Source organism: Paragemmobacter ruber, assembly GCF_009908315.1.
GTDB classification, from domain to species: Bacteria; Pseudomonadota; Alphaproteobacteria; order Rhodobacterales; family Rhodobacteraceae; genus Paragemmobacter; species Paragemmobacter ruber.
Genome location: NZ_JAAATW010000001.1, coordinates 373,062 through 393,756, shown reverse-complemented (window position 1 = coordinate 393,756; position 20,695 = coordinate 373,062). Strand labels below are relative to the sequence as shown.

General features: G+C 68.3%; 21 protein-coding genes and 3 tRNA genes. 8 read left to right on the top strand and 16 right to left on the bottom strand.

Annotation, left to right across the window (positions count from 1 at the left end; all coding sequences use genetic code 11):
* Window positions 1-15: 15 nt before the first annotated feature.
* Window positions 16-810 (bottom strand): dimethylarginine dimethylaminohydrolase family protein, encoded by a 795-nt coding sequence (locus tag GU920_RS01940; RefSeq protein ID WP_161765295.1) that lies wholly within the window; start codon window positions 808-810, stop codon window positions 16-18.
* Between the two features lie 28 nt (window positions 811-838).
* Window positions 839-922: transfer RNA gene (locus GU920_RS01935), tRNA-Tyr, on the bottom strand.
* A gap of 137 nt (window positions 923-1,059) precedes the next feature.
* Between GU920_RS01935 and rlmB the strand changes: the two genes are divergently transcribed.
* From rlmB to GU920_RS01920, 3 genes are all read left to right on the top strand, one after another.
* A complete protein-coding gene (gene rlmB, locus GU920_RS01930; protein ID WP_161765294.1) occupies window positions 1,060-1,860 on the top strand; it encodes a 23S rRNA (guanosine(2251)-2'-O)-methyltransferase RlmB in 801 nt (266 codons plus the stop codon).
* Between the two features lie 192 nt (window positions 1,861-2,052).
* Window positions 2,053-2,493 (top strand): CoA-binding protein, encoded by a 441-nt coding sequence (locus tag GU920_RS01925; protein WP_161765293.1) that lies wholly within the window; start codon window positions 2,053-2,055, stop codon window positions 2,491-2,493.
* Between the two features lie 335 nt (window positions 2,494-2,828).
* Window positions 2,829-3,881 carry a calcium-binding protein gene (locus GU920_RS01920; protein ID WP_161765292.1) on the top strand — a complete coding sequence of 351 codons (1,053 nt, stop codon included), beginning with the start codon at window positions 2,829-2,831 and terminating at the stop codon, window positions 3,879-3,881.
* Window positions 3,882-3,916: 35 nt separating this feature from the next.
* On the opposite strand, the gene GU920_RS01915 is transcribed toward GU920_RS01920, so the two are convergent.
* Window positions 3,917-4,228 carry a phosphoribosyl-ATP diphosphatase gene (locus tag GU920_RS01915; protein WP_161765291.1) on the bottom strand — a complete coding sequence of 104 codons (312 nt, stop codon included), beginning with the start codon at window positions 4,226-4,228 and terminating at the stop codon, window positions 3,917-3,919.
* Window positions 4,225-4,986, bottom strand: a complete 762-nt coding sequence (gene hisF, locus GU920_RS01910) for an imidazole glycerol phosphate synthase subunit HisF (protein WP_161765290.1) — start codon at window positions 4,984-4,986, stop codon at window positions 4,225-4,227. The genes GU920_RS01915 and hisF overlap by 4 nt, the downstream gene beginning before the upstream one ends.
* Window positions 4,987-5,073: 87 nt before the next feature.
* Here hisF and GU920_RS01905 point away from each other — a divergent pair, with 87 nt between their 5' ends.
* A complete protein-coding gene (locus GU920_RS01905) occupies window positions 5,074-6,048 on the top strand; it encodes a hypothetical protein (protein ID WP_161765289.1) in 975 nt (324 codons plus the stop codon).
* On the opposite strand, the gene GU920_RS01900 is transcribed toward GU920_RS01905, so the two are convergent.
* Both GU920_RS01900 and hisA read right to left on the bottom strand, forming a co-directional pair.
* Window positions 5,999-6,280: a hypothetical protein gene (locus GU920_RS01900; protein ID WP_161765288.1), complete on the bottom strand. Its 282-nt coding sequence runs from the start codon at window positions 6,278-6,280 to the stop codon at window positions 5,999-6,001. The genes GU920_RS01905 and GU920_RS01900 overlap by 50 nt on opposite strands.
* An 824-nt stretch (window positions 6,281-7,104) precedes the next feature.
* Window positions 7,105-7,824 carry a 1-(5-phosphoribosyl)-5-[(5-phosphoribosylamino)methylideneamino]imidazole-4-carboxamide isomerase gene (hisA, locus tag GU920_RS01895; protein ID WP_161765287.1) on the bottom strand — a complete coding sequence of 240 codons (720 nt, stop codon included), beginning with the start codon at window positions 7,822-7,824 and terminating at the stop codon, window positions 7,105-7,107.
* A 150-nt stretch (window positions 7,825-7,974) separates the two neighbouring features.
* On the opposite strand from hisA, the gene GU920_RS01890 reads away from it, so the two are divergent.
* On the top strand, window positions 7,975-8,370 hold the full coding sequence (locus tag GU920_RS01890) for a DUF2147 domain-containing protein (protein WP_161765286.1): 396 nt from the start codon (window positions 7,975-7,977) through the stop codon (window positions 8,368-8,370).
* A gap of 90 nt (window positions 8,371-8,460) precedes the next feature.
* Window positions 8,461-9,369, top strand: coding sequence for a DMT family transporter (locus tag GU920_RS01885; protein ID WP_161765285.1), 909 nt, complete (start codon window positions 8,461-8,463; stop codon window positions 9,367-9,369).
* Here GU920_RS01885 and GU920_RS01880 read toward each other — a convergent pair.
* The 7 genes from GU920_RS01880 to GU920_RS01850 form a co-directional block, all read right to left on the bottom strand.
* A complete protein-coding gene (locus GU920_RS01880) occupies window positions 9,359-9,649 on the bottom strand; it encodes a hypothetical protein (protein WP_161765284.1) in 291 nt (96 codons plus the stop codon). The two genes, GU920_RS01885 and GU920_RS01880, sit on opposite strands and share 11 nt — an antisense overlap.
* Window positions 9,650-9,731: 82 nt before the next feature.
* A complete protein-coding gene (gene hisH, locus GU920_RS01875) occupies window positions 9,732-10,370 on the bottom strand; it encodes an imidazole glycerol phosphate synthase subunit HisH (protein ID WP_161765283.1) in 639 nt (212 codons plus the stop codon).
* Between the two features lie 135 nt (window positions 10,371-10,505).
* A complete protein-coding gene (gene hisB, locus GU920_RS01870) occupies window positions 10,506-11,093 on the bottom strand; it encodes an imidazoleglycerol-phosphate dehydratase HisB (protein WP_161765282.1) in 588 nt (195 codons plus the stop codon).
* 69 nt (window positions 11,094-11,162) lie between these two features.
* Window positions 11,163-12,089 carry a metal ABC transporter permease gene (locus GU920_RS01865; RefSeq protein ID WP_161765281.1) on the bottom strand — a complete coding sequence of 309 codons (927 nt, stop codon included), beginning with the start codon at window positions 12,087-12,089 and terminating at the stop codon, window positions 11,163-11,165.
* Window positions 12,086-13,021, bottom strand: a complete 936-nt coding sequence (locus GU920_RS01860; protein ID WP_161765280.1) for a metal ABC transporter permease — start codon at window positions 13,019-13,021, stop codon at window positions 12,086-12,088. Before GU920_RS01860 ends, GU920_RS01865 begins: the two co-directional genes overlap by 4 nt.
* Window positions 13,022-13,058: 37 nt before the next feature.
* Window positions 13,059-13,817 carry a metal ABC transporter ATP-binding protein gene (locus GU920_RS01855; RefSeq protein ID WP_161765279.1) on the bottom strand — a complete coding sequence of 253 codons (759 nt, stop codon included), beginning with the start codon at window positions 13,815-13,817 and terminating at the stop codon, window positions 13,059-13,061.
* A 1-nt stretch (window position 13,818) separates the two neighbouring features.
* Window positions 13,819-14,760, bottom strand: a complete 942-nt coding sequence (locus tag GU920_RS01850) for a metal ABC transporter solute-binding protein, Zn/Mn family (RefSeq protein ID WP_201743950.1) — start codon at window positions 14,758-14,760, stop codon at window positions 13,819-13,821.
* A gap of 317 nt (window positions 14,761-15,077) precedes the next feature.
* Here GU920_RS01850 and GU920_RS01845 point away from each other — a divergent pair, with 317 nt between their 5' ends.
* A complete protein-coding gene (locus GU920_RS01845; protein ID WP_161765278.1) occupies window positions 15,078-16,064 on the top strand; it encodes a response regulator in 987 nt (328 codons plus the stop codon).
* 109 nt (window positions 16,065-16,173) lie between these two features.
* On the opposite strand, the gene GU920_RS01840 is transcribed toward GU920_RS01845, so the two are convergent.
* Window positions 16,174-16,248: transfer RNA gene (locus GU920_RS01840), tRNA-Gly, on the bottom strand.
* 108 nt (window positions 16,249-16,356) lie between these two features.
* Window positions 16,357-16,431 (bottom strand) — tRNA-Gly (locus tag GU920_RS01835).
* A 184-nt stretch (window positions 16,432-16,615) separates the two neighbouring features.
* Between GU920_RS01835 and GU920_RS01830 the strand changes: the two genes are divergently transcribed.
* Window positions 16,616-17,080: a DUF1579 domain-containing protein gene (locus tag GU920_RS01830; RefSeq protein WP_161766477.1), complete on the top strand. Its 465-nt coding sequence runs from the start codon at window positions 16,616-16,618 to the stop codon at window positions 17,078-17,080.
* A 107-nt stretch (window positions 17,081-17,187) separates the two neighbouring features.
* Here GU920_RS01830 and GU920_RS01825 read toward each other — a convergent pair whose 3' ends face one another.
* A complete protein-coding gene (locus GU920_RS01825; protein ID WP_161765277.1) occupies window positions 17,188-20,631 on the bottom strand; it encodes a pyruvate carboxylase in 3,444 nt (1,147 codons plus the stop codon).
* Between the last annotated feature and the right edge of the window lie 64 nt (window positions 20,632-20,695).

The window sequence follows — 20,695 nt, the reverse complement described above, 5'->3', positions numbered from 1 at the left end:
ACACCCGGCGCGGGATCAGGACGGGGTGAAGCGCAAGGACAGGCAGGACATGCCGCCGTCAAGTTTGGCACATTCGGAATTGCCGATCTCCACCACGGTGAAGCCTGCCGCCTCGATCCGCGCCCGCGTGCCGGGGAAGCCTGCGGGCATCAGGACCACATCGTTGAAGCGGATGGTGTTGGCGGCGGCCTCTTCGCCCGGGGCGGTGTGGATCACGCTGTAGCCGTCGAAACAGCCCGAGGCGGAGAGGCGTTCGGTGGACAGGATCGTGCCCCCGTCCAGAAGCGAGCAGTCGGTCTTGAAGTGCAGCACGCCCGGGGGGGTGTGCACCTCGCGCAAGGTGTGGCCCCAGGCGGTGACGATGGCGCCGAGTTCGACGATGCCAGCGGCATCGGTGCGTGCGGAGCGGCCCACGAGGATTTCGTGTCCGGTCACGAGGATGTCGCCGCCTTCGATGGTGCCGGGGCCTTCGATCCGTTCCACCCTTGTGTAGAGCGCGCGGAGATGGGGTTCCATCTCGGCCGCCTCGCCCAGACGGGTGGGGGCGCCGGGGCGCATGATGATGGCGCCCTGCGGCAGGCAGAGGGCCGTATCCTCGACAAAGACCGAGTCGGGGAAGGCGTCGAGCGGGGGGAGTTCGATCACCGTCGCGCCGGTGGCGCGGAGGGTTTCGACATAGGCCGCGTGATGGGCCTGCATCGTGGCGAGGTCTGGGCTGCCTGTATCCACGGCGCGGAGCCCGTCGATGATCGACGCGGCGGGGCGGCGGGTGATGGCATGGGTGAAGCGGAAGGAGGCGTCTTTTGTCATGATCACCACCCTTTAGCAGAGGAAGGGATGGTGGGCGACCCTGGAATCGAACCAGGCATGGGTCTCCCCGGCGGAGTTACAGTCCGCTGCCGCACCTTGCAGCTCGTCGCCCGACGCGAGGCGGGGGATAGCCGAGGGGGGCAGGGGCGTCAAGACGGAAAGCGGGAGAGGAAAGCGGGGAATTCTGGCTTGCATCCGGGGCGGTTCGGGGGACATGGATGGAGGGCGCAGGACAGAGGATGCGGGCCGATGAAGACGGGTGCGAAGAAGCCGACTTGGGTGATCGACAAGGAACGCGCGAAGCGAGCCGAGGCGAAGGAGACGGTCTGGCTGTTCGGCATCCATGCGGTTCGCGATGCGCTGGTGAATCCCGCGCGGGAAAAGCTGCGGCTGGTGGTGACGAAGAACGCCTTTGATCGGTTGGAAGAGGCGATCACTGCGAGCGGGATGGAGCCTGAGGTGGTGGACCCGCGCAAGTTCGACGTGCCCATCGACGAGGGATCGGTGCATCAGGGCGCGGCGCTGGAGGCGCGGCCCTTGAACTGGGGCAAGCTGGCGGATGTGGCGATTTCGGGGGCGGGGGCGCCCTTGGTGGTGCTGCTGGACCGGGTGACGGATCCGCATAATGTGGGGGCGGTGCTGCGGTCGGCCGAGGTGTTCGGCGCGCGGGCGGTGATCGCGCCGCGGCATCATTCGGCGCCCGAGACGGGGGCGCTGGCCAAGACGGCGAGCGGGGCCCTGGAGCGGCAACCCTATCTGCGGGTGACGAATCTTGCCGATGCGATGGTGGAGTTGAAGGAGATGGGCTTTGTGCTGATCGGGCTGGATGGTGATGGGACCGTCCCCCTGGCCGAGGCGATTGCATCGGTCGGCACGCGGCCCGTGGGCCTTGTGCTGGGGGCCGAGGGGCCGGGTCTGCGCGACAAGACGCGCGATACTTGCGATGTGATCGCGCGCATCCCCTTTGCCGGGGCGTTCGGGTCGTTGAACGTGTCGAATGCGGCGGCGGTGGGGCTTTATGCGGCGTCGCAGCGGCCCGGGTCGGCGTGAGGTTCAAGATGCGGGCCTGTTCACGAATACGGGATCGGGTCTTAAATCCGCGACTGCGGCTTCTAAGTCACAGAACAGGAAGCGGGTACGGAACACCCGCCTCTCATTCACTGTCCCTCGTTCCGCGACTGGCGCCCGGCCGCAGAGGCCCGGGCGCCTTTTTCTTTGGGCCTTTTTCCTTGGGGTTGAGCCATGGCCGCACCTGACCTTTCCGATGACGACATCCGCCGCATCCTTGCGCGGACCCGCACCATCGCGGTGGTGGGCTGGTCGCCCAAGCCGGACCGGCCCAGCCATCGCGTGGCGGCCTTTCTGAAGGCAAAGGGGTTTCGCGTGATCCCGGTCAATCCGGGGCAGGCGGGGCAGGAGGCGCTGGGCGAGGTGGTGCGGGCGTCGCTGGAAGCCTTGGGGGCCGAGATCGGGGGCGAGGTGGATATGGTGGATATCTTTCGCCGCTCCGAGGAGGCGGGCGCGGTGGTGGATGAGGCGCTGGCGCATCTGCCGGGCGTGAAGACGGTGTGGATGCAGTTGGGCGTGGTGGATGCGGCGGCGGCGGCGCGGGCGCAGGCGGCAGGGGTGGAGGTGGTGATGGACCGCTGCCCGGCGATCGAGATGCCGCGCCTTGGGATGTGACGGTGGTCTGGGCAGCAGGGCGATCACGTTCTTGTGAGCGGGCCTCCGTGCCGTTCCCGCTGCCCTTGTGGACGGGGCAGGCGATTTCGATCTGAGCGGGTAGGCGTGTAGCGAGTGACTTGGTGTGAACGGGCCCGCAGGGGCCCTTGCCGTGGCGGTGCGGCGCCCCGAGAGGCGGGGCCCCGTGAAGCTGGATCCCGTGCGGGACGGCGAACCCCCTTTCACCTTCGGAACTGGCAGCGCTGCGGGACGGCGGGCGCTGTGCCTTGGCCCTTTGGTCGGGTTGGCGCCCACGGGACGGAACGAAACCCATCTTTCGGCATTCTGGAGGAGACATGGCACGACTGACGACCGCGGCCCTTGCGCAGACAAGGAATGGCACCGCCTTCAACGACGAGATCGACGGCGCCACCGGGGATGACCGCATCTTCGGTCTGGGCGGGAATGACGATCTGGATGGCGGGGCGGGCAACGATCTGCTGGACGGGGGCGATGGCGCCGATGACATGGATGGTCAGGCGGGCAATGACAGCCTGCTGGGCGGGACGGGCAATGACATCCTGAACGGCGGGGCGGGCGATGATCTGCTGACCGGGGGCGAGGGGGCCGATCTGTTCGAGTTCTATCGCGGCAGCGGGCGGGATGTGATCACGGATTTCACCGATGGGCAGGACCGGATCGAGATCGACGGTCTGGGTCGGGCGGGGATCGAGGCGCTGATCGCCGGGGCGCGGCAGGTGGGCGGGGATGTGGTGCTGGATCTGGGCGCAGGGGCGCAGGTCACGCTGCGGGATTTCGGCCTGGCGGATCTGGATCTGGCGGATTTCCGGGGGATCGGGTCGGGGCCGGTTACACCGCCGGTGACGCCACCCGGGGGCCCGGTGCGTGGGCGGGATATCGACGGGACGAACCGCCCCGATCAGCTGACCGGCACCGCGGGCAATGACGACATGGATGGTCGCGGCGGCGATGATGTGATGCGGGCCGGGGCCGGGAATGACGACATGGACGGCGGCACCGGCAATGACCAGATCTGGGGCGAGGACGGGCGCGACGACATCGACGGTGATCGGGGCAATGACCGGCTGGATGGCGGGGCAGGCGACGATACGCTGGTGGGCGGGCGGGGCAATGATAGCCTGACCGGCGGCGAGGGCGCGGACCTGTTCGAGTTCCGGCGCAATGACGGGCGCGACGTCATCACCGATTTCACCGATGGGGTGGACCGGATCGAATTGGACGGGTTCGGCGGCCGCGCTCTGGACGCGATCCTGCGCGGGGCGCGGCAGGTGGGCGACGATGTGGTGCTGACGCTGTCTGCCGGGGCGAGCCTGACGCTGGAAGGCGTGCAGGTATCGCAGCTGGACCGGGCGGATTTCCTGCTGTGACGGGCAGGGCTGGCCCGGCCCATCGCGGGCCGGGATCAGCCCCGTGCGGCCTTTTCGGCAAGGCCGGAGGTGCCTTCGCGCCGTTCAAGCTCTGCCAGCACATCGGCCAGCGTCACGTCGCGCGCAGCCAGCATGACGAGAAGGTGGTAGAGGACATCGGCCGCCTCGGCCGTCAGTCGGTCACGGTCGCCCTTTACCGCTTCGATGATGGCTTCCACCGCCTCTTCGCCGAATTTTTCGGCGCATTTTTCGGGGCCTTTGGACAGAAGCTTGGCCGTCCAGGAGGTATCGGGATCAGCCCCCTTGCGGGCGGCGATGGTTGCGGCGAGGCGGTCGAGCGCGGTCATGCAAGCCTCATGGGGATGCCGGCGGCGGCCATGTGGGCCTTGGCCTGAGCGATAGTGTAATCGCCGAAGTGGAAGATGGAGGCGGCCAGCACGGCGGAGGCACCGCCGATGGTGACGCCTTCGACGAGGTGATCGAGCGTGCCGACCCCGCCTGAGGCGATGACCGGGATGCCCACGGCATCGACGATGGCGCGGGTGAGGGGCAGGTTGAAGCCCGCGCGGGTGCCGTCGCGATCCATGCTGGTGAGGAGGATTTCACCTGCGCCCCTGGCGGCCACGGTGCGGGCGAAATCCACCGCGTCAATGCCCGTGGGTTTGCGCCCGCCATGGGTGAAAATCTCCCATTTGCCGGGGCTTACGGTCTTGGCATCGATGGCCACGACGATGCATTGCGATCCGAACCGGTCGGCGCTGCGTGCCACGACATCGGGATCGGCCACGGCGGCGGAGTTGAAGCTGACCTTGTCGGCCCCGGCGAGGAGGAGGGCGCGCACGTCTTCGGGCGTGCGGACCCCGCCGCCCACGGTGAGCGGCATGAAGCATTGCTCGGCCGTGCGGGTGACGAGGTCGAACATCGTGCCGCGGTTTTCGTGGGTGGCGTGGATGTCGAGAAAGCACAGTTCATCCGCGCCCGCGGCATCATAGGCGCGCGCGGCTTCGACCGGATCGCCCGCATCGCGGAGGTCCACGAAGTTCACGCCTTTGACCACGCGGCCATCGGCCACGTCGAGGCAGGGGATGATGCGGGTCTTGAGCATGGGCGTCACCGGAAGGATTGCGGCCTTCTACCCTTGCGGGGCAGAAAGGGCCAGTGGGTTGCAGGGTGGATGCAGGGGGCGCGCGCGATGCGGGAGGCCGGGGTCTATCTGCTGGCGGTGCTGGCGCTGGGCTGGATCGCGGTTTGGGCGGGGGAGAACCTGTTCTGGACGACGCCCGCGCCGGATCTTGGCCTGCGCGATCTGGTGTTCACTTGGGTGGCCTATGGGGTGGCGGCCGGGGCGGCGCTGTCGGCGGTGATCTGGTCGGGGCTGCGCGGGTGGCGGGCGGCCTATCTGGGTGGCGCGCTGTTGGGCTTTGCGGTGGAGGGGGCGTTTGTCGGCACGATGTATGACGCCTTTCCCGCGCAGCTTGTCTGGACGCCGCTTGCCTGGCACGCGCTGATCAGCGGGCTGGTCGTGCTGGGCGGGGGGATGGCGCTGGCGCGCGGCGGGATCGGGCGGCAGGTGGTGGGGATGGCGGGGCTTGGCCTGTTCGGGGCGGTCTGGGGCCTGTACTGGCCGCTGGAGGGGAAAGAGACGGCGGGGCTGCGGGGGATGCTGGCCTATTTGGGGCTGGCGGGGCTGGGCGTGGTGCTGGCGCTGGGGGTGTTGTCGCGGCTGGACATGCCGGGATTTGGTCCTGCGCAGGGGGCATGGCGCGGGCGGTGGTGGCTGTGGCTGGCCCCGGGGGCGGTGGTTGCGCTGTGGGCCTTGGGCACGGCGCTGGCGCCCGATCCCGTGCGGCTGATCTGGCCGGCGATGGTGGGGATCACGGTCTGGGCGATGGGCCGGTTGGGGCGAAGGGAGAGCGCGACCCTGTTCGGGCCGCCCCTTAGCTGGGGGCGCTGCGGGCTGTTCCTGCTGGCGCCGCTGGTGACGGTGGGGCTGGTGTTGCCGGGCTGGGCCAGGCTTGGCGGGGTGCCGGTGAATGTGCCGGTGGCGCTGCTGACAGGGGCGGTGGGCTTGGGGCTTTGGCTGTGGCTTTTGCTGGCGGCGGTGCGGCAGGGCGGGCTCAGCGGCGCAGGCGGCGGAGGAGTTGCACCGCGCCCAAAAGGGCCATGAGCGCCACGATCAGCGCGGCGCAGGGCAGGGTGAGAAGGCCCAGCCAATGCAGCGCGACGGCGGTGGTCAGGGCATCCGACACATCGGCGCCGAGGAGCGTGCAGTTGCGGAAGGCGGCGGCGATGGTGTCGCAACCCAGCGGGCCGGCGAGAAGCCCCGCCCCCAGCGCCACGATCAGGGGCAGAAGGCAGAGGAGAAGAAGCACGGCGAGGACGATGAAAGCAAGGCGCATGGCGGCAGGGTAGCGAAACCGGGGGTGGCTGTCATCGGCCTGCTGTGATCGGGGCGGCAGCGTTCTGGACGCCGTACAGGAGGCCCGCCCCCTTTGGCCGCGTGCCGCGGCGCACCCCCGGGGTATTTTCCGCCAAGATGAAGGATGGGGTGGGTGTGGGCGGGCGAGGGGCGGAAGGCGTCAGCGATTTCATCGCAGTTCGGCGGGCCGGACAGGGGGCTCGCCCCCACCGTAAGTTTGGGGGAAGTCGGCACAGGGGGCGACACGCAGGGCGGCAAGGTCGCGAGGTGAGGGGCGGTTTGTGCGCTCTGCACAGTCCGTGCGGGCAGCGCTGTGGACGCCGTGCAGGGGGCCCGCCCCCCCTTGGCCCTGTGCCGCGGCCCACCCCCGGGGGAGTTTCCGCCAAGATGAAGGGCGCGGTTGGTTTCGGTGGGCAGGGTGCGGTGGTGCCAGTCGGGTTTGCGCTGAGGCGGCGGGTGAGGTGCCGCGCGCCCGCGCGGGCCTTGAGCGCCGCGATTCGGGCGGGGCAGGGCAGGGTGGGCGGGTCTAGCCAACGGTGCGCGGGTGCAGAAGGGGGCGGTGATGGAAGAGCAGCCCGGTGGACCGGGCAGGGGCGCGGCCGCCAGCGCAGGTTCGGGGGCAGAAGGGAAGGCGCAGTGCGACAGGGTTGCGCGGTCGAGGGTGGTGTGGGCGCCCTGCGCAGTCTGTGCGGGCAGTGCTGTGGATGTGGTGCAGGGGGCCAGCCCCCTTGGCCCTGTGCCGCGGCTCAGCCCCGGGGTATTTTCCGCAAAGATGAAGGGCGGGGTCGGCCAGTGCTGGAGGGGTCAGGCCCTGAGCGCCCGGAGCGCGGCGGCAAGGTCGATCGCCCCGTCATAGAGCGCGCGGCCCGAGATCGCGCCCGCGATCACGCCTGTGTCGCGCAGGGAGATCAGGTCTTCCATTCGGCTGACGCCCCCGCTGGCGATGACGGGGATGGTGACGGCGCGGGCCAGCGCCTCGGTCGCGTCGATGTTCGGGCCGCCCATCGCGCCGTCGCGGTCGATATCGGTGTAGATAATCGCGGCGACCCCTGCATCTTCGAAGCTGCGGGCGAGGTCGGTGGCCATCACATCCGTCTCTTCCGCCCAGCCCTTGGTGGCGACGCGCCCCTTGCGGGCGTCGATCCCCACGGCCACGTGGCCCGGGAAGGCGCGGGCGGCCTCGCGCACCAGAGCGGGGTTTTCCACTGCCACGGTGCCGAGGATGACGCGGGCCAGCCCCTTTTCCAGCCACATCGCGATGGTGGCCATGTCGCGGATCCCGCCGCCCAACTGGGCGGGCACGGTGATGCGGGCGAGGATCGCCTCGACGGCCGCGGCATTGACCGGCGTGCCTGCGAAGGCGCCGTTCAGATCCACCAGATGCAGCCATTCGCAGCCGGCCGCCTGAAACTTGGCGGCCTGCGCCGCGGGGTCATCGCCAAAGACGGTGGCGGCCGACATCTCGCCCCGCAGGAGGCGCACGCATTGGCCATCTTTCAGGTCGATCGCGGGGTAGAGGATCATGGCGCGGCCCTTCTGTCCTGTGGGTCGCCCGCGCTTTGGCATGGGGCGGCGGGCGGGGCAAGGGGGACGCGACCCAACGTCAGTCTTGATCGGCGGGCGGGTCTGGAGAAGATGAGCCTGAGGACGGGGATATCAGGGAGGATCGGCCCCATGAAACGGATGATTGCAACGGTGCTGGCGAGCGTGGCCTTTGCGGGCGCGGCCTTTGCGGCAGACCCGGTGGAGGGGATCTGGCAGACCAAGCCGGATGACAACGGCAATTTCGGCCATATCGAGGTGAAGCCCTGCGGGCCTGCCTTCTGTGGCACGCTGATCCGCGCCTTCGACGGCACGGGCGCCCAGATCGAAAGCCCCAATGTGGGCAAGCAGATCGTCTGGGACATGATGGCCACGGGCGACGGGAATTACGAGGATGGCAAGGTCTGGTCGCCGGATCGGGACAAGACCTATAACTCCTACATGGTGCTGCAGGGCGACGGGCTGAGCGTCAAGGGCTGCGTGCTGGGCATCTGCCGCGACGGCGGCACGTGGCGCCGCGTGCAGTAAGGCGCATGGATCGGGTCGCCTTTTGGCGGCCGGACAGGATAGGAGGGGCGCGGGGGCAACCTTGCGCCCCTTTGCCATGGGGAGCGCGGGATGGGACGGCGGGACTGGGGATTGCTGCTGCTTCTGTCGCTGCTCTGGGGGGGATCGTTCTTCTTTGTGGAGCTGGCGCTGGCGGGCGGGCTGGGGGCGATGCCGCTGGTCTGGTTGCGGGTGGCGCTGGCGGCGGGGGTGCTGGCGCTGGTGCTGTGGGTGACGGGGCGGCCCTTTCCGCGCGGGCGCGCGGTCTGGGGGGCGATTGCGGTGATGGGGCTGCTCAACAATGCAGGCCCCTTCACCCTGTTCGCGCTGGCGCAGGGGCAGATCGGCGGCGGGCTGGCCGCCATCCTGAACGCGATGACGCCGATCTTGACCGTGCTGGCGTTGGCAGGTCTGGCGGGCGAGCGGCGGCCCGGGGCAGGGCGGATCATCGGGGTTGTGGCGGGATTTCTGGGCGTGCTGGTGATGATGGGGGGCGGCGTGACCGGCGGCGCGCTCTGGGCGAAGCTGGCCTGTCTGGGGGCGGCTGGGTGTTATGCGCTGGCCTCGGTCTGGGGGCGGCGGTTCCGGGCGATGGGGGTGGACCCGCTGGCAGTGGCCTTTGGTCAATGCGCCACGGCGGCGGGGATGCTGCTTCTTCCCGCCGTGGCGAGCGGGGGCGGGGCGTGGGGCGCGTCGGGCGCAGGCGTCTGGGCGGCGGTGGGCGCGCTGGCGGTACTGTCCACGGCGCTGGCCTATGTGATCTTTTTCCGGCTTCTGCGCGATGCGGGGGCGGTGAATGTCGCGCTGGTCACCTTTCTGATCCCGGTGAGCGCGGTTGCCCTTGGTGCGGTGTTTCTGGGCGAACGGCTGGAGGCGCGGCATCTGGCCGGGGCGGGGTTGATCGCGCTGGGGCTGGCGGCGCTGGACGGGCGGGCGGGGCGGTGGATCGCGGCGCGGCTGGGGTGGCGGATCAGCACCTGATCCGCCCGCGCCTTTCGCCGCTGTCGCCCTGAAAACTTTCCGCGACGGGTGTGCAGCCTGTGGCCAGCGCCACGGCGCGCAGCATCAGCGCCGGGATGTCGGCGCGCGCGGATGCGGAGGCATAACCGTGGCGGATCACCTGCGCGCGGCTGGCTTCATGGAAGACGGTGAAGCGGCGGCCGTCGACGGTGACCTCGTGCCGCGCGGCGCCGAAGAACGGGGGCGAGGGGGAGGCGCAGGCGGCGAGGAGCGCGAGCAGCGGCAAGATGCGGGCGGGCATGGCGGCGGCCTTACGGGGAACAGGGAAAATCGCACGCGCGCAGGGTGCGCCTTTTGCCCTGCGCTGGCAAGCGCCCGGATGGTCAGGGCGCCCAGCGCAGGAAATTGGCGATCAGGCGCAGGCCTGTGGCCTGCGATTTTTCGGGGTGGAACTGGGTGCCGATGATCGTGTCACGTCCAACGATGGCGGTGACCGGGCCACCATAATCAACATGTGCCAGAAGATGCGCAGGATCCGCCACGCGGAAGTGGTAGCTGTGCACGAAATAGGCGTGATCGCCCGTGGCGATGCCATCGAGCACGGGATGGGCGCGGTCGATCACCAGATCGTTCCAGCCCATATGCGGCACTTTCAGCGTGGGATCGCTGGGCGTGATCCGGCCCACGCTGCCGCCGATCCAGTCGAAGCCGGGGGTGGGTTCGTATTCCAGCCCTTCGCTGGCCAGCATCTGCATGCCCACGCAGATGCCGAGGAAGGGTTTGCCCTGCGCCACACCTTCGGCGATCGCCTCGAACAGGCCGCCCCTATCGCCCAGCGCGCGGCGGCAGGCGGGAAAGGCACCGTCGCCGGGCAGCACGATCCGGTCGGCGCGGGCGACATCTTCGGGACGGGTGGTGACGCGCACCTCGCCAGCATCGGTTTCCGCCGCCATGCGCTGGAACGCCTTTTCAGCGGAGTGGAGATTGCCACTGTCATAATCAACGATGACGGTCAGAGGCATGGCTGGCCTTTCGGGCGAGGGACGAAAAATTTCCCCGGAAATTTTTCGGGGCGGGGAGGAAAGAATTTTCAGTGAAAATTCTCTCCTTGGGCGGGGCGAAAGATTTCCAGTGGAAATCTTTCGCCCGCGGCCGGGTCAGAGCGCGCCCTTAGTCGAGGGCAGCGCGTCGCCGAGGCGGGGATCGGGCTCCACCGCCATGCGCAGGGCGCGGGCCACGGCCTTGAAGGCGGCCTCGGCGATATGGTGGCTGTTCACGCCATGGACCAGATCGAGATGCAGGGTGATCCCGCCATGGGTGGCCAGCGCCTGAAAGAATTCCCGTACGAGTTCGGTGTCGAAGGTGCCGATCTTGGCGGTGGGGAAGGGGATGTTCCACACGAGGAAGGGCCGCCCCGACAGATCGAGCGCGCAGGCCACCTGCGCGTCATCCATCGCCAGCGTGAAGTGGCCATAGCGGCGGATGCCGCGCTTGTCGCCCAGCGCCTGTGCGAGGGCCTGCCCCAGCGCGATGCCGCAATCTTCCACCGTGTGGTGATCGTCGATGTGCAGATCGCCCTTGGCCTGCACCGTCATGTCGATCAGCGAATGGCGCGACAGTTGATCCAGCATGTGGTCGAAGAAGCCCACGCCGGTGTGGCAGGCATATTGTCCCGTGCCATCGAGGGTGAGGGCGACCGCGACATCGGTTTCGGCGGTCTTGCGGTGGATCTGGGCCTTGCGCATGGCGTGTTCCTTCGGCTTGCGCGGGCGTTATAGGCGGTGGGGCGCGGTTTGGAAAGCTGTCAGCGGCTGTCAGCGGCTGGCAGCGCGGCTGTGGCGGCGGGGGCCGAAACAGGCGGCAAGACCGAGGAAAAGCCCCGACAGCGTGGCCACGCTGCCTGCCGCCGACACGCTGAAGGACAGGCCCAGCGCGGGCGGAAGATAGCCCGCGATCAGGGTGCCGAGGCCTGCGGCGGCGGCGGCGATCAGCAGCGACAGCGCCATCTGGTGCGACAGGCGGTCGGTCAGCAGGCGGGCGGTGGCGGCGGGGCAGATCAGCATGGCGATGGTGAGGATGGAGCCCACGGCCGAGAAGGCCGCGACGGCGGCCAGCGCCGCAAGGCCCGTCAGCGCGGCCGAGATCAGGCGGGTCGGCAGGCCGATACTGGTGGCGAAGCCTTCGTCGAAGGTGGCGATTGTCAGCGGGCGCCAGACCAGTGCGAGGGCGGTGAGGATGACAAGCGTGGCCAGCGCGAGCGCGGGCAGTTCGGGCGGCAGCGTGGCGAGCGCCGCCGGATCGGTGAGCGAGGCCCAGCCTGTGGCGTCGATCCAGATCAGCGCCTCCAGACTGCCGTAGAGCGCGTGTTCCACGTCGAGATGGATGCCGCCTGCGCCCGAGCTTTCCAGAAGCAGCACGCCCGAGGCGAACAGGGCGGTGAAGGTGGCGCCCATGGCGGCGCCGGGTTCGGCGCCGGTGATGCGGCGGAGGACCTCGATCAGCGCGGCGGACAGGGCCGCCGCGGCGAGCGCGCCCATGAGCATCACCGGCTGCGCGGCAGAGCCGGTGAGCAGGAAGGCCGCCACGATCCCGGGCAGCACCACATGCGACATCGCATCGCCGAGCATGGCCTGCCGCCGCAGGAGAAGAAAGTTCCCCGGTGCGGCGCAGGCCATGGCGGCGAGCATGGCGATGACCATGGGGGGCAGGGTGAGGGCCACGAATTCGGCGCCGAAGGTCATGCCCGCGCGCCCCCTTTCCGCAATCCCCGGGCCAGCCGCACCCGGGCAAGCGCGCGGGCGATCACCCCGCGCCCGGGGGCCAGAAGGACAGAGGCGAGGAAGGCCGTGAAGGTGATCAGCACGATGGCCGGGCCGGTGGGCAGATCGGGGAGTGCAAAGGACAGCGCCGCCCCGACATGGCCCGCCACGGCCCCGATGGCCCCGGCGAGCAGCGCGACAACGCCGATCCGGTTCGACCAGAGCCGCGCGGTGAGCGCCGGGGTGATCAGCAGCGCCACGATGAGGATGAGGCCCACCACGCGCAGGCCCAGAAGCACGCAGGCAAGCGTCAGGAGGAGAAGCGCCATATCGGCGGCGCGGGTGTTCACGCCCATCAGGCGGGCATGGGCGGGGTCGAAGGCCGTCATCGCCAGCGGGCGGCGCAAGAGGGCCAGAAGGCCGAGGATCACCGCCCCGCCGCCCGCGATGAGCAGCGCATCCGCCCGCAGCATCCCGGCGGTGGAGCCGAGGAGGAAGCCTTCAAGCCCTGCCGGGCGACCGATGGAGAGGTTCTGGATCACGGTCAGCAGAACGACTCCCGCGCCGTAGAAACTGGAGAGGATCGCGCCGGTTGCGGTGTCTTCGGTCAGGCGGGTGGTGTCGGTCAGGCGTTGCAGCAAGACGAGGCCGAGCACGGCAGAGAGGCCCGCCCCGACAAGGAGGATGGGCAGGCTGCGCCCGTCGCCCCCGGCTGCGGTCATCAGAAGAAAGGCGATCCCGATGCCCGGTAGCGTGGCATGGGCCATGGCATCGGAGGTGAGCGCACGGCGGCGCAGGGTGGTGAAGGCGCCCACGGCCCCGGCGGCAAGGCCCAGAAGCGCCGCGCCAAGGCTGACGAGGGCGGCATTGTAGCCGGCTTGGAAGAGCAGGGCCTGAAGCAGCGCGTCGGTCATCAGGGCTTTCTGGCGGTCTGTCTGGCGGGTGGCACCCTCATGCGGGGATCGCGGAGAGCAGGCCGTCGCCATAGGCCTGCGCCACGGTGGCGCGGCGGAAGGTGGTGGCGGTCGTGCCTTCGGCGATCACGCGGCGGTTCATCAGCAGCACGCGGTCGAAATAGGCGGGAACCGTGGACAGGTCGTGATGCACGGCGATGATGGTGCGGCCTTGGGCGCGCAGGGCATGGAGGACGCCGATGATCGCGGCCTCTGTCGCGGCATCGACCCCGGTGAAGGGTTCGTCGAGGATGATCAGATCGCCCCCCTGCGCCAAGGCGCGGGCCAGAAAGACGCGCTGCTGCTGTCCGCCCGACAGGGCGCCGATCTGGCGCTGGGCGAAATCTTCCATCCCCAGCCGGGCGAGGCAGTCCATCGCCTGCGCCTTGAGGCCCGGGGTGAGGCGGCCCAGAAGGCCTGTCTGCCGGTATTGGCCCATGCGCACCACGTCGATCACGCGGGCGGGGAAATCCCAATCCACGGCGGCGCGCTGCGGGACATAGGCGATACGGCCCAGCGATGCGGCGACCGGCTTTCCGAAGGCGCGCACCTCGCCCGCCACGGCGGGGATCAGGCCCAGCGCGGCCTTGAGCAAGGTGGATTTCCCCGCGCCGTTCGGGCCGATGATTGCCGTCATCGTGCCCACGGGGAAGCGGGCGCTGGCGTCTTCGACAGCCGCCATCCCCGCATAGGCCACGGTCAGCCCGCTGAGGGTGAGGGCGGTTTCCGGCACGGCAAGCGGTGTGGGATCGACCATGTCAGGTGCCTGCGTTCAGCCGCCCTGACATGCCGCGTTCGGGCGCGGTGCCGCCAAGGGCGCGGGCGATGGTGGTGACGTTGTGATCCATCATGCCGATATAGGTGCCTTCGTAGGTGTCATCGGGACCCATGGCATCGGAGAAAAGCTCCCCCCCCACAGCGACCGTGTGGCCACGCGCGGCGGCCCCTTCGATTAGCGCGCGGATGGCACGGTCGGAGACCGAGCTTTCGACGAAGACGGCGGGGATCTGACGATTGGTCAGAAGATCAACCAGTTCGGTGATGCGGGCGAGGCCTGCCTCGGATTCGGTCGAGATGCCCTGGATCCCTTCCACCTGCCAGCCATAGGCGCGCCCGAAATAGGCGAAGGCATCATGCGCGGTCACAAGGATGCGGGCGGATTCCGGCACGCTGCCCAGCACCTGCCGGGCATAGGTGTCGAGCGCGGCGATTTCGTCCCGCAGGGCCTGTGCGGGGGCCTCGGTCGCAACGCCCGCCTCAGCCAGCACGGTGGCGGCACGGTCCACCACGACGGACCAGAGCCGGGGATCGAACCAGACATGGGGATCGGGCCGGTCGCCATAGGCGGGATCGGCGAGGAGATCAGCCTGCGGCACGCTGTCGGCCAGCGCCACGACGGTGCGCTGGCGGGAAAGGTCGGCCATCACGTCGGCAAACTGCGCCTCGAGGTTGAGGCCGTGCCAGAGGATGATGTCGGCCCGCGACAGGGCGAGGATGTCGGACCGCGTGGGGCGGTAGCCATGCGGATCCATCCCCGGCCCCATCAGGGCGGTCACCTCGCCCCCGGTCAGGCGGCGGGCGATGTCGGCGATCATGCCGGTGGTGGCGGTGATGGCGGGGGTTGCGCCCGCGGCCAGTGCGCGGGAGCCGAGAAGTGGGGCAAGGGCAAGACTGGCAAGAAGGGAACGGCGGTCGATCATCGGAATGCGGCCTTGGTTCGGGGTGTTGCGGGAACTGTCCTGTCGTTCTTGCGGCGATCTCTCGGGATCCTGCCTTGGATATGTGCGAACCATTCGCAAAAGTCAATGGGAATGCGAAGCATTCGCAATCTAAACAGACCTATGGCCATGCGCCCTGCGGCTGTGCGGCCGGTATGGGCGGCTGGTCTGTTTGCGTGCTGTCTTTCGTCGGGGTGGGCGCAAGGGGCCTTTAATGGGCCCGCGCGGGGCCGTTTCTGTCTTTCACGAGGGGGCTGTTCTGCGGAACGCCCTGAATGATCGGATCTGGGAGGCCTCTCATGCGTGTTGTCTGCGTCGATGATGATCCGATCTTTCTGGCCATCGTGGCGGAATTTCTGGCCGCGCTGAACCTGCAGGTCGTGGCGGCCTTCGACGATCCGGTGGTGGCGCTGCGGGCGATCGAGGCGGGGCAGGCCGATGCCGACCTGTTCCTTCTGGATCTGGAGATGCCGGGCATGACGGGAGCGCAGCTTTGCGCGGCGCTGCGGGCGCTGCCGGAGCATCAGATGACGCCGATCATCATGATCTCGTCCGTGACCGAGCGGGCGCGGGTGAAGGAGGCGCTGGAGGCGGGCGCGAACGATTTCCTGCACAAGCCGCTGGAGAATGTCGAACTGGGTGCGCGCCTGTCGATGGTGGAGCGCATCCTGCATGAACGCAGCCAGTCCGCCGCGCTGCGCGACGAGATCGGGTCGCTGCGCGCCAAGCCGGGCTTTGGCTTTGGGTTCGAGGATGCGGTGCTGCCCAATGCCGAGGAAGGGCTGGTGGATTACCTTGTGCTGGAGAACCACCTTGAAGAACTGGGCTGGTCCGGCCTGCCGGGGACGGTGGTGATCTGCTTCCGGCTGCGCAACGCGCTGTGGGCTTTCGGGCATCTGGAGCGGCTGGATTACTATGATTTCCTGGCCGAGGCGGCGGAGCTGATCCTCGATGCGCTGCCTGCGGCGCAGTATCGGCTGGCCTATGCCGGATCGGGCGATTTCATCGCCGTGCTGGACCGGGGCAGCCATGTCGATCCGGTGGAGCTGCAACTGGCGGTGCAGGCGGCGCGCGGGTCGATGTGGGAGGCCTATCGCAGCCTCGACATCCCCGCACCCGAGATTGCCGTGGGTATGCCGGTGCAGGCCCCGATCCTGGGCGCGGTGCCGATGCGGCTGATGCGGGCGGCGCGGATGCAGGTGGTGGCGGGGGACCCGACGATGCCGTCCGCGCTGTTGCCGATGGTGCCGGGGCAGGCGCGCCGCGGGGTGGCGCTGCGCCACTAGCCCGGACCGGTGGCCGTGTCGCCGGTGGCAGGCGGGCCGTTCGTCGGCACGCGGCAGCCTTGCGGCATGCCCCAGGGGCGCTGTGGCCGCCACGATCTTTTCTGGAAATTGGAGCGGGCGATGAGATTCGAACTCACGACCCTAACCTTGGCAAGGTTATGCTCTACCCCTGAGCTACGCCCGCACTCCGTGGGCGGGTGATAGTCCGGGGTCGGGCTGCGTGCAAGGGGAAAAAGGCCCGCCGGATATGCGAAAGGCCGCCCGGGGGGCGGCCTTTTCCGTAGGGTCCGACTGGAGCGGGCGATGAGATTCGAACTCACGACCCTAACCTTGGCAAGGTTATGCTCTACCCCTGAGCTACGCCCGCGCCGGTTGGACGTGGCGGATTTATTGCGCATTGCCGGAGGCTGCAAGGGGTAATCTGCGCATGGGCCGAGAATTTCCGTCCGAGCCCCGTTTTGTCAGGCCGGTGGCAAGGCAGCGCCGCATGTTCTGGTAATGTTCCAGAATTTCTGCCATGCTGTCGATGGCGTGCTATGGCGGAGGCGGGCATGGACGGGCGCGGGGATTTCGATTTCGAGGAGGGGGACTGGATCGTGCGGCATCGCCGTCTGGTCACGCGGCTGGCGGGGGCGCAGGACTGGGAGAGCTTTGCCGGGACAAGCCGGATGCAGCGCGTGCTGGGGGGCTTGGGCAATGTGGAAGACAACCTGCTGCATCTGCCCGCGGGCGATTACCGTGCGCTTGCCCTGCGGACCTTTGATCCGGCTACAGGTCTGTGGGCGATCTGGTGGGTGGATGGGCGCAACCCCCATATGCTGGACGTGCCGGTGAAGGGGCGCTTTGTCGACGGGGTGGGACGGTTCCGGGCGGAGGATCACTTTCAGGGGCGCCCGATCGTGGTGGAATTCGAATGGCGGCAGATGGCGGACGGACCGCGCTGGCAGCAGGCCTTTTCCGCCGATGGCGGGCAAAGCTGGGAAGTGAACTGGATCATGGAGTTTCGCCGCGCCTGAGGCCGGGCGGTAGGATGGGCCATTGGCCCATCCTACGCGATTGGTGCGGGCCGCTGCGCCCCGCACGTGGCTGGGGGTAGGATGGGCCGGTGGCCCATCCTACGCGGTCATTCCAGTTCGATGAGCAGATCCTTCGCCTCGATCTGGCTGCCCGCGCTGACATGCAGCGCCTTGACCACCGCTTCGCGATCGGCGTGTAGCCCGGTTTCCATCTTCATCGCTTCGATCGTCAGCAAGAGATCACCCGCGCGGACTTTCGCGCCAACGGTGACCGCGATCGAGGCGATGGAGCCGGGCATCGGCGCGCCGACATGGGCGGGGTTGCCCTCCTGCGCCTTGGGCCGCGCCGCCGTCTTGGCTTTCACGGCGCGGTTCGGCACGCGGATCACGCGCGGCTGGCCGTTCAGTTCGAAGAAGACGCGGACCTCGCCATCCTCGGTCGTCTCACCCACGGCTTGCAGGCGGATCTCCAACTGCTTGCCGGGGTCGATCTCGGCCGTGATCTCTTCGCCCGGTTCCATGCCGTAGAAGAAGGTCTTGGTGGGCAGGGTGCGGACGGGGCCGTAGAGCCGGTGGCGGCCCATGTAATCAAGGAAAACCTTGGGATACATGAGGTAGCCGTTCAGATCCTCGTCATCGACCGACTTGCCGCCCAGTTCGGCGGAGAGCTTGGCCCGCGTCTCTTCCAGATCGACGGGGGGCAGGGTCTTGCCGGGGCGGTCGGTGAGCGGCGCCTCGCCCTTGAGAACCTTTTTGAGGATGCCTTCGGGCCAGCCGCCATGGGGCTGGCCGATATTGCCGCGCAGCATGTCGATGACCGATTCCGGGAAGGCCACGTCGATGCCGGGGTCTTCCACCTGCGCGCGGGTCAGGCCCTGGGCCACCATCATCAGCGCCATGTCGCCCACCACCTTGGACGAGGGGGTGACCTTCACGATGTCGCCGAACATCTGGTTGGCATCGGCATAGGCCTGCGCGACCTCGGGCCAGCGCTCTTCGAGCCCGAGGGAACGTGCCTGCGCCTTGAGGTTGGTGAACTGTCCGCCGGGCATTTCGTGGAGATAGACCTCGGACGCCGGGGCGGGGAGGCCGGATTCGAAGGCCGTGTACTGGACGCGGACATGTTCCCAGTAATTAGAAATCTCGCGGATCGCCTTGATGTCGAGCCCGGTGTCGCGTTCGGTGTGGCGCAGCGCCTCGACGATCGACCCGAGGCAGGGCTGCGAGGTGCCGCCGGAGAAGGCATCCATCGCAGCATCCACGGCATCGACGCCCGCATCGCAGGCGGCAAGGATCGTGGCCGCCGCCGCGCCGGACGTGTCATGGGTGTGGAAATGGACGGGCAGGCCAACCTCCTGTTTCAGCGCCTTAACGAGGATGCGGGCGGAGGCCGGTTTCAGAAGCCCCGCCATGTCCTTGAGGCCCAGCACATGGGCGCCGGCGGCCTTCAGTTCGCGGGCGCGGTCAACGTAGTATTTCAGGTCATATTTGGAGCGGGCGGGATCGAGCAGGTCGCCCGTGTAGCAGATGGTGCCTTCGCAGACCTTGTTCGCCTCGATCACCGCATCCATCGCGACGCGCATGTTCTCCACCCAGTTGAGGCTGTCGAACACGCGGAACACGTCCACCCCGGTCTCTGCCGCCTGCAGGACGAAGGCGCGCACCACATTGTCGGGATAGTTGGTATAGCCCACGCCGTTGGAGGCGCGCAGGAGCATCTGCGTCATCACATTCGGCATGGCGGCGCGCAGGTCGCGCAGGCGCTGCCACGGACATTCCTGCAGGAAGCGGTAGGCCACGTCGAAGGTGGCGCCGCCCCAACATTCGACCGAGAAGAGCTGCGGCAGGTTCGCGGCATAGGCCGGGGCCACGCGGACCATGTCGATGGAGCGCATCCGGGTGGCCAGCAGCGACTGGTGGCCGTCGCGCATGGTGGTGTCGGTGATGAGCACCTTCTTCTGCGCGCGCATCCAATCGGCTACGGCCTGCGGGCCCTTTTGTTCCAAGAGGTTGCGGGTGCCGGTGGCGGGGGTTTCGGTCAGCAGCTTGGGCGGCTTTGGCATCTTTGCCTCGGCCGGGGGTTTGGGGCGGCCTGCCGTTTCGGGATGCCCGTTCACCGTGATGTCGGCGATATAGGTCAGGATCTTGGTCGCCCGGTCGCGCCGCTTTCGGAAGTTGAAAAGCTCGGTCGTCGTGTCGATGAACTTGGTGGTGTAGGTGTCGTTCAGGAAGGTGGGGTGTTTCAGGAGGTTGATGACAAACTCGATGTTCGTCGCCACCCCCCGGATGCGAAACTCGCGCAGCGCGCGGTCCATCCGCGCGATGGCCTTTTCCGGCGTCTGGGCATGGGCCGTGACCTTCACGAGCAGCGAATCGTAATAGCGGGTGATCACGCCGCCCGCGTAAGCCGTGCCGCCATCCAGCCGGATGCCGTTGCCGGTGGCCGAGCGATAGGCGGTGAGCCGCCCGTAATCGGGGATGAAGTTGTTGAGCGGGTCTTCGGTCGTCACGCGGCATTGAAGGGCGTGGCCGTTGAGTTTGACATCCGCCTGCGCGGGGACACCCGTCGCCTCGGCCAGTGACTTGCCTTCCTCGATCAGGATCTGGGCCTGCACGATGTCGATCCCCGTGACCTCTTCGGTCACGGTATGTTCGACCTGCACGCGGGGGTTCACTTCGATGAAGTAGAACTTGCCGTCATCCATATCCATCAGGAATTCGACGGTGCCCGCACATTCATACTCCACATGCGCGGTGATGCGACGGGCCATTTCGCAGACCTCTTCGCGCTGGGCCTGCGTCAGGTAGGGGGCGGGGGCGCGCTCGACCACCTTCTGGTTGCGGCGCTGGACGGTGCAATCCCGTTCCCACAGGTGCCAGACATTGCCCTGCTTGTCGCCAAGGATCTGCACCTCCACATGGCGGGCGCGCTGGATCATCTTTTCCAGATAGCCTTCGCCATTGCCGAAGGCGGCCTCGGCCTCGCGGCGGCCTTCGCGGACCTTGGCCTCAAGCTCGTCTTCCGACAGGATCGGGCGCATCCCGCGCCCGCCGCCGCCCCAGGATGCCTTGAGCATCAGCGGATAGCCGATCTCGGCCGCCTGTTTCTTGATCAGCGCCATGTCATCGCCCAGCACCTCGGTCGCGGGGATGACGGGGACGCCCGCCTCGATCGCCACGCGGCGGGCAGAGGCCTTGTCGCCCAGGGCGCGCATGGTTTCGGCGCGCGGGCCGATGAAGGTGATGCCGGCCTGATCGCAGGCCTCGACGAAATCGGGGTTCTCGGACAGAAGACCATAGCCCGGATGCACCGCATCCGCGCCCGACATCTTGGCCACGCGGATGATTTCCGGGATCGAGAGATAGGCCCCCACGGGCGAGAGCCCTTCGCCGATGCGGTAGGCCTCATCCGCCTTGAAGCGGTGGAGGGAGAGCTTGTCTTCTTCGGCGAAGACGGCGACGGTCTTCTTTCCCATCTCATTGGCGGCACGCATCACGCGGATGGCGATCTCGCCCCGGTTGGCGACGAGGATCTTGCGGAACTCTGGCATCGGTCTCTCCGGATGTCGGCAGGTCAGGCGGGCTTTTCCCCGGCGCCGGGTGCGTGGACCGAGC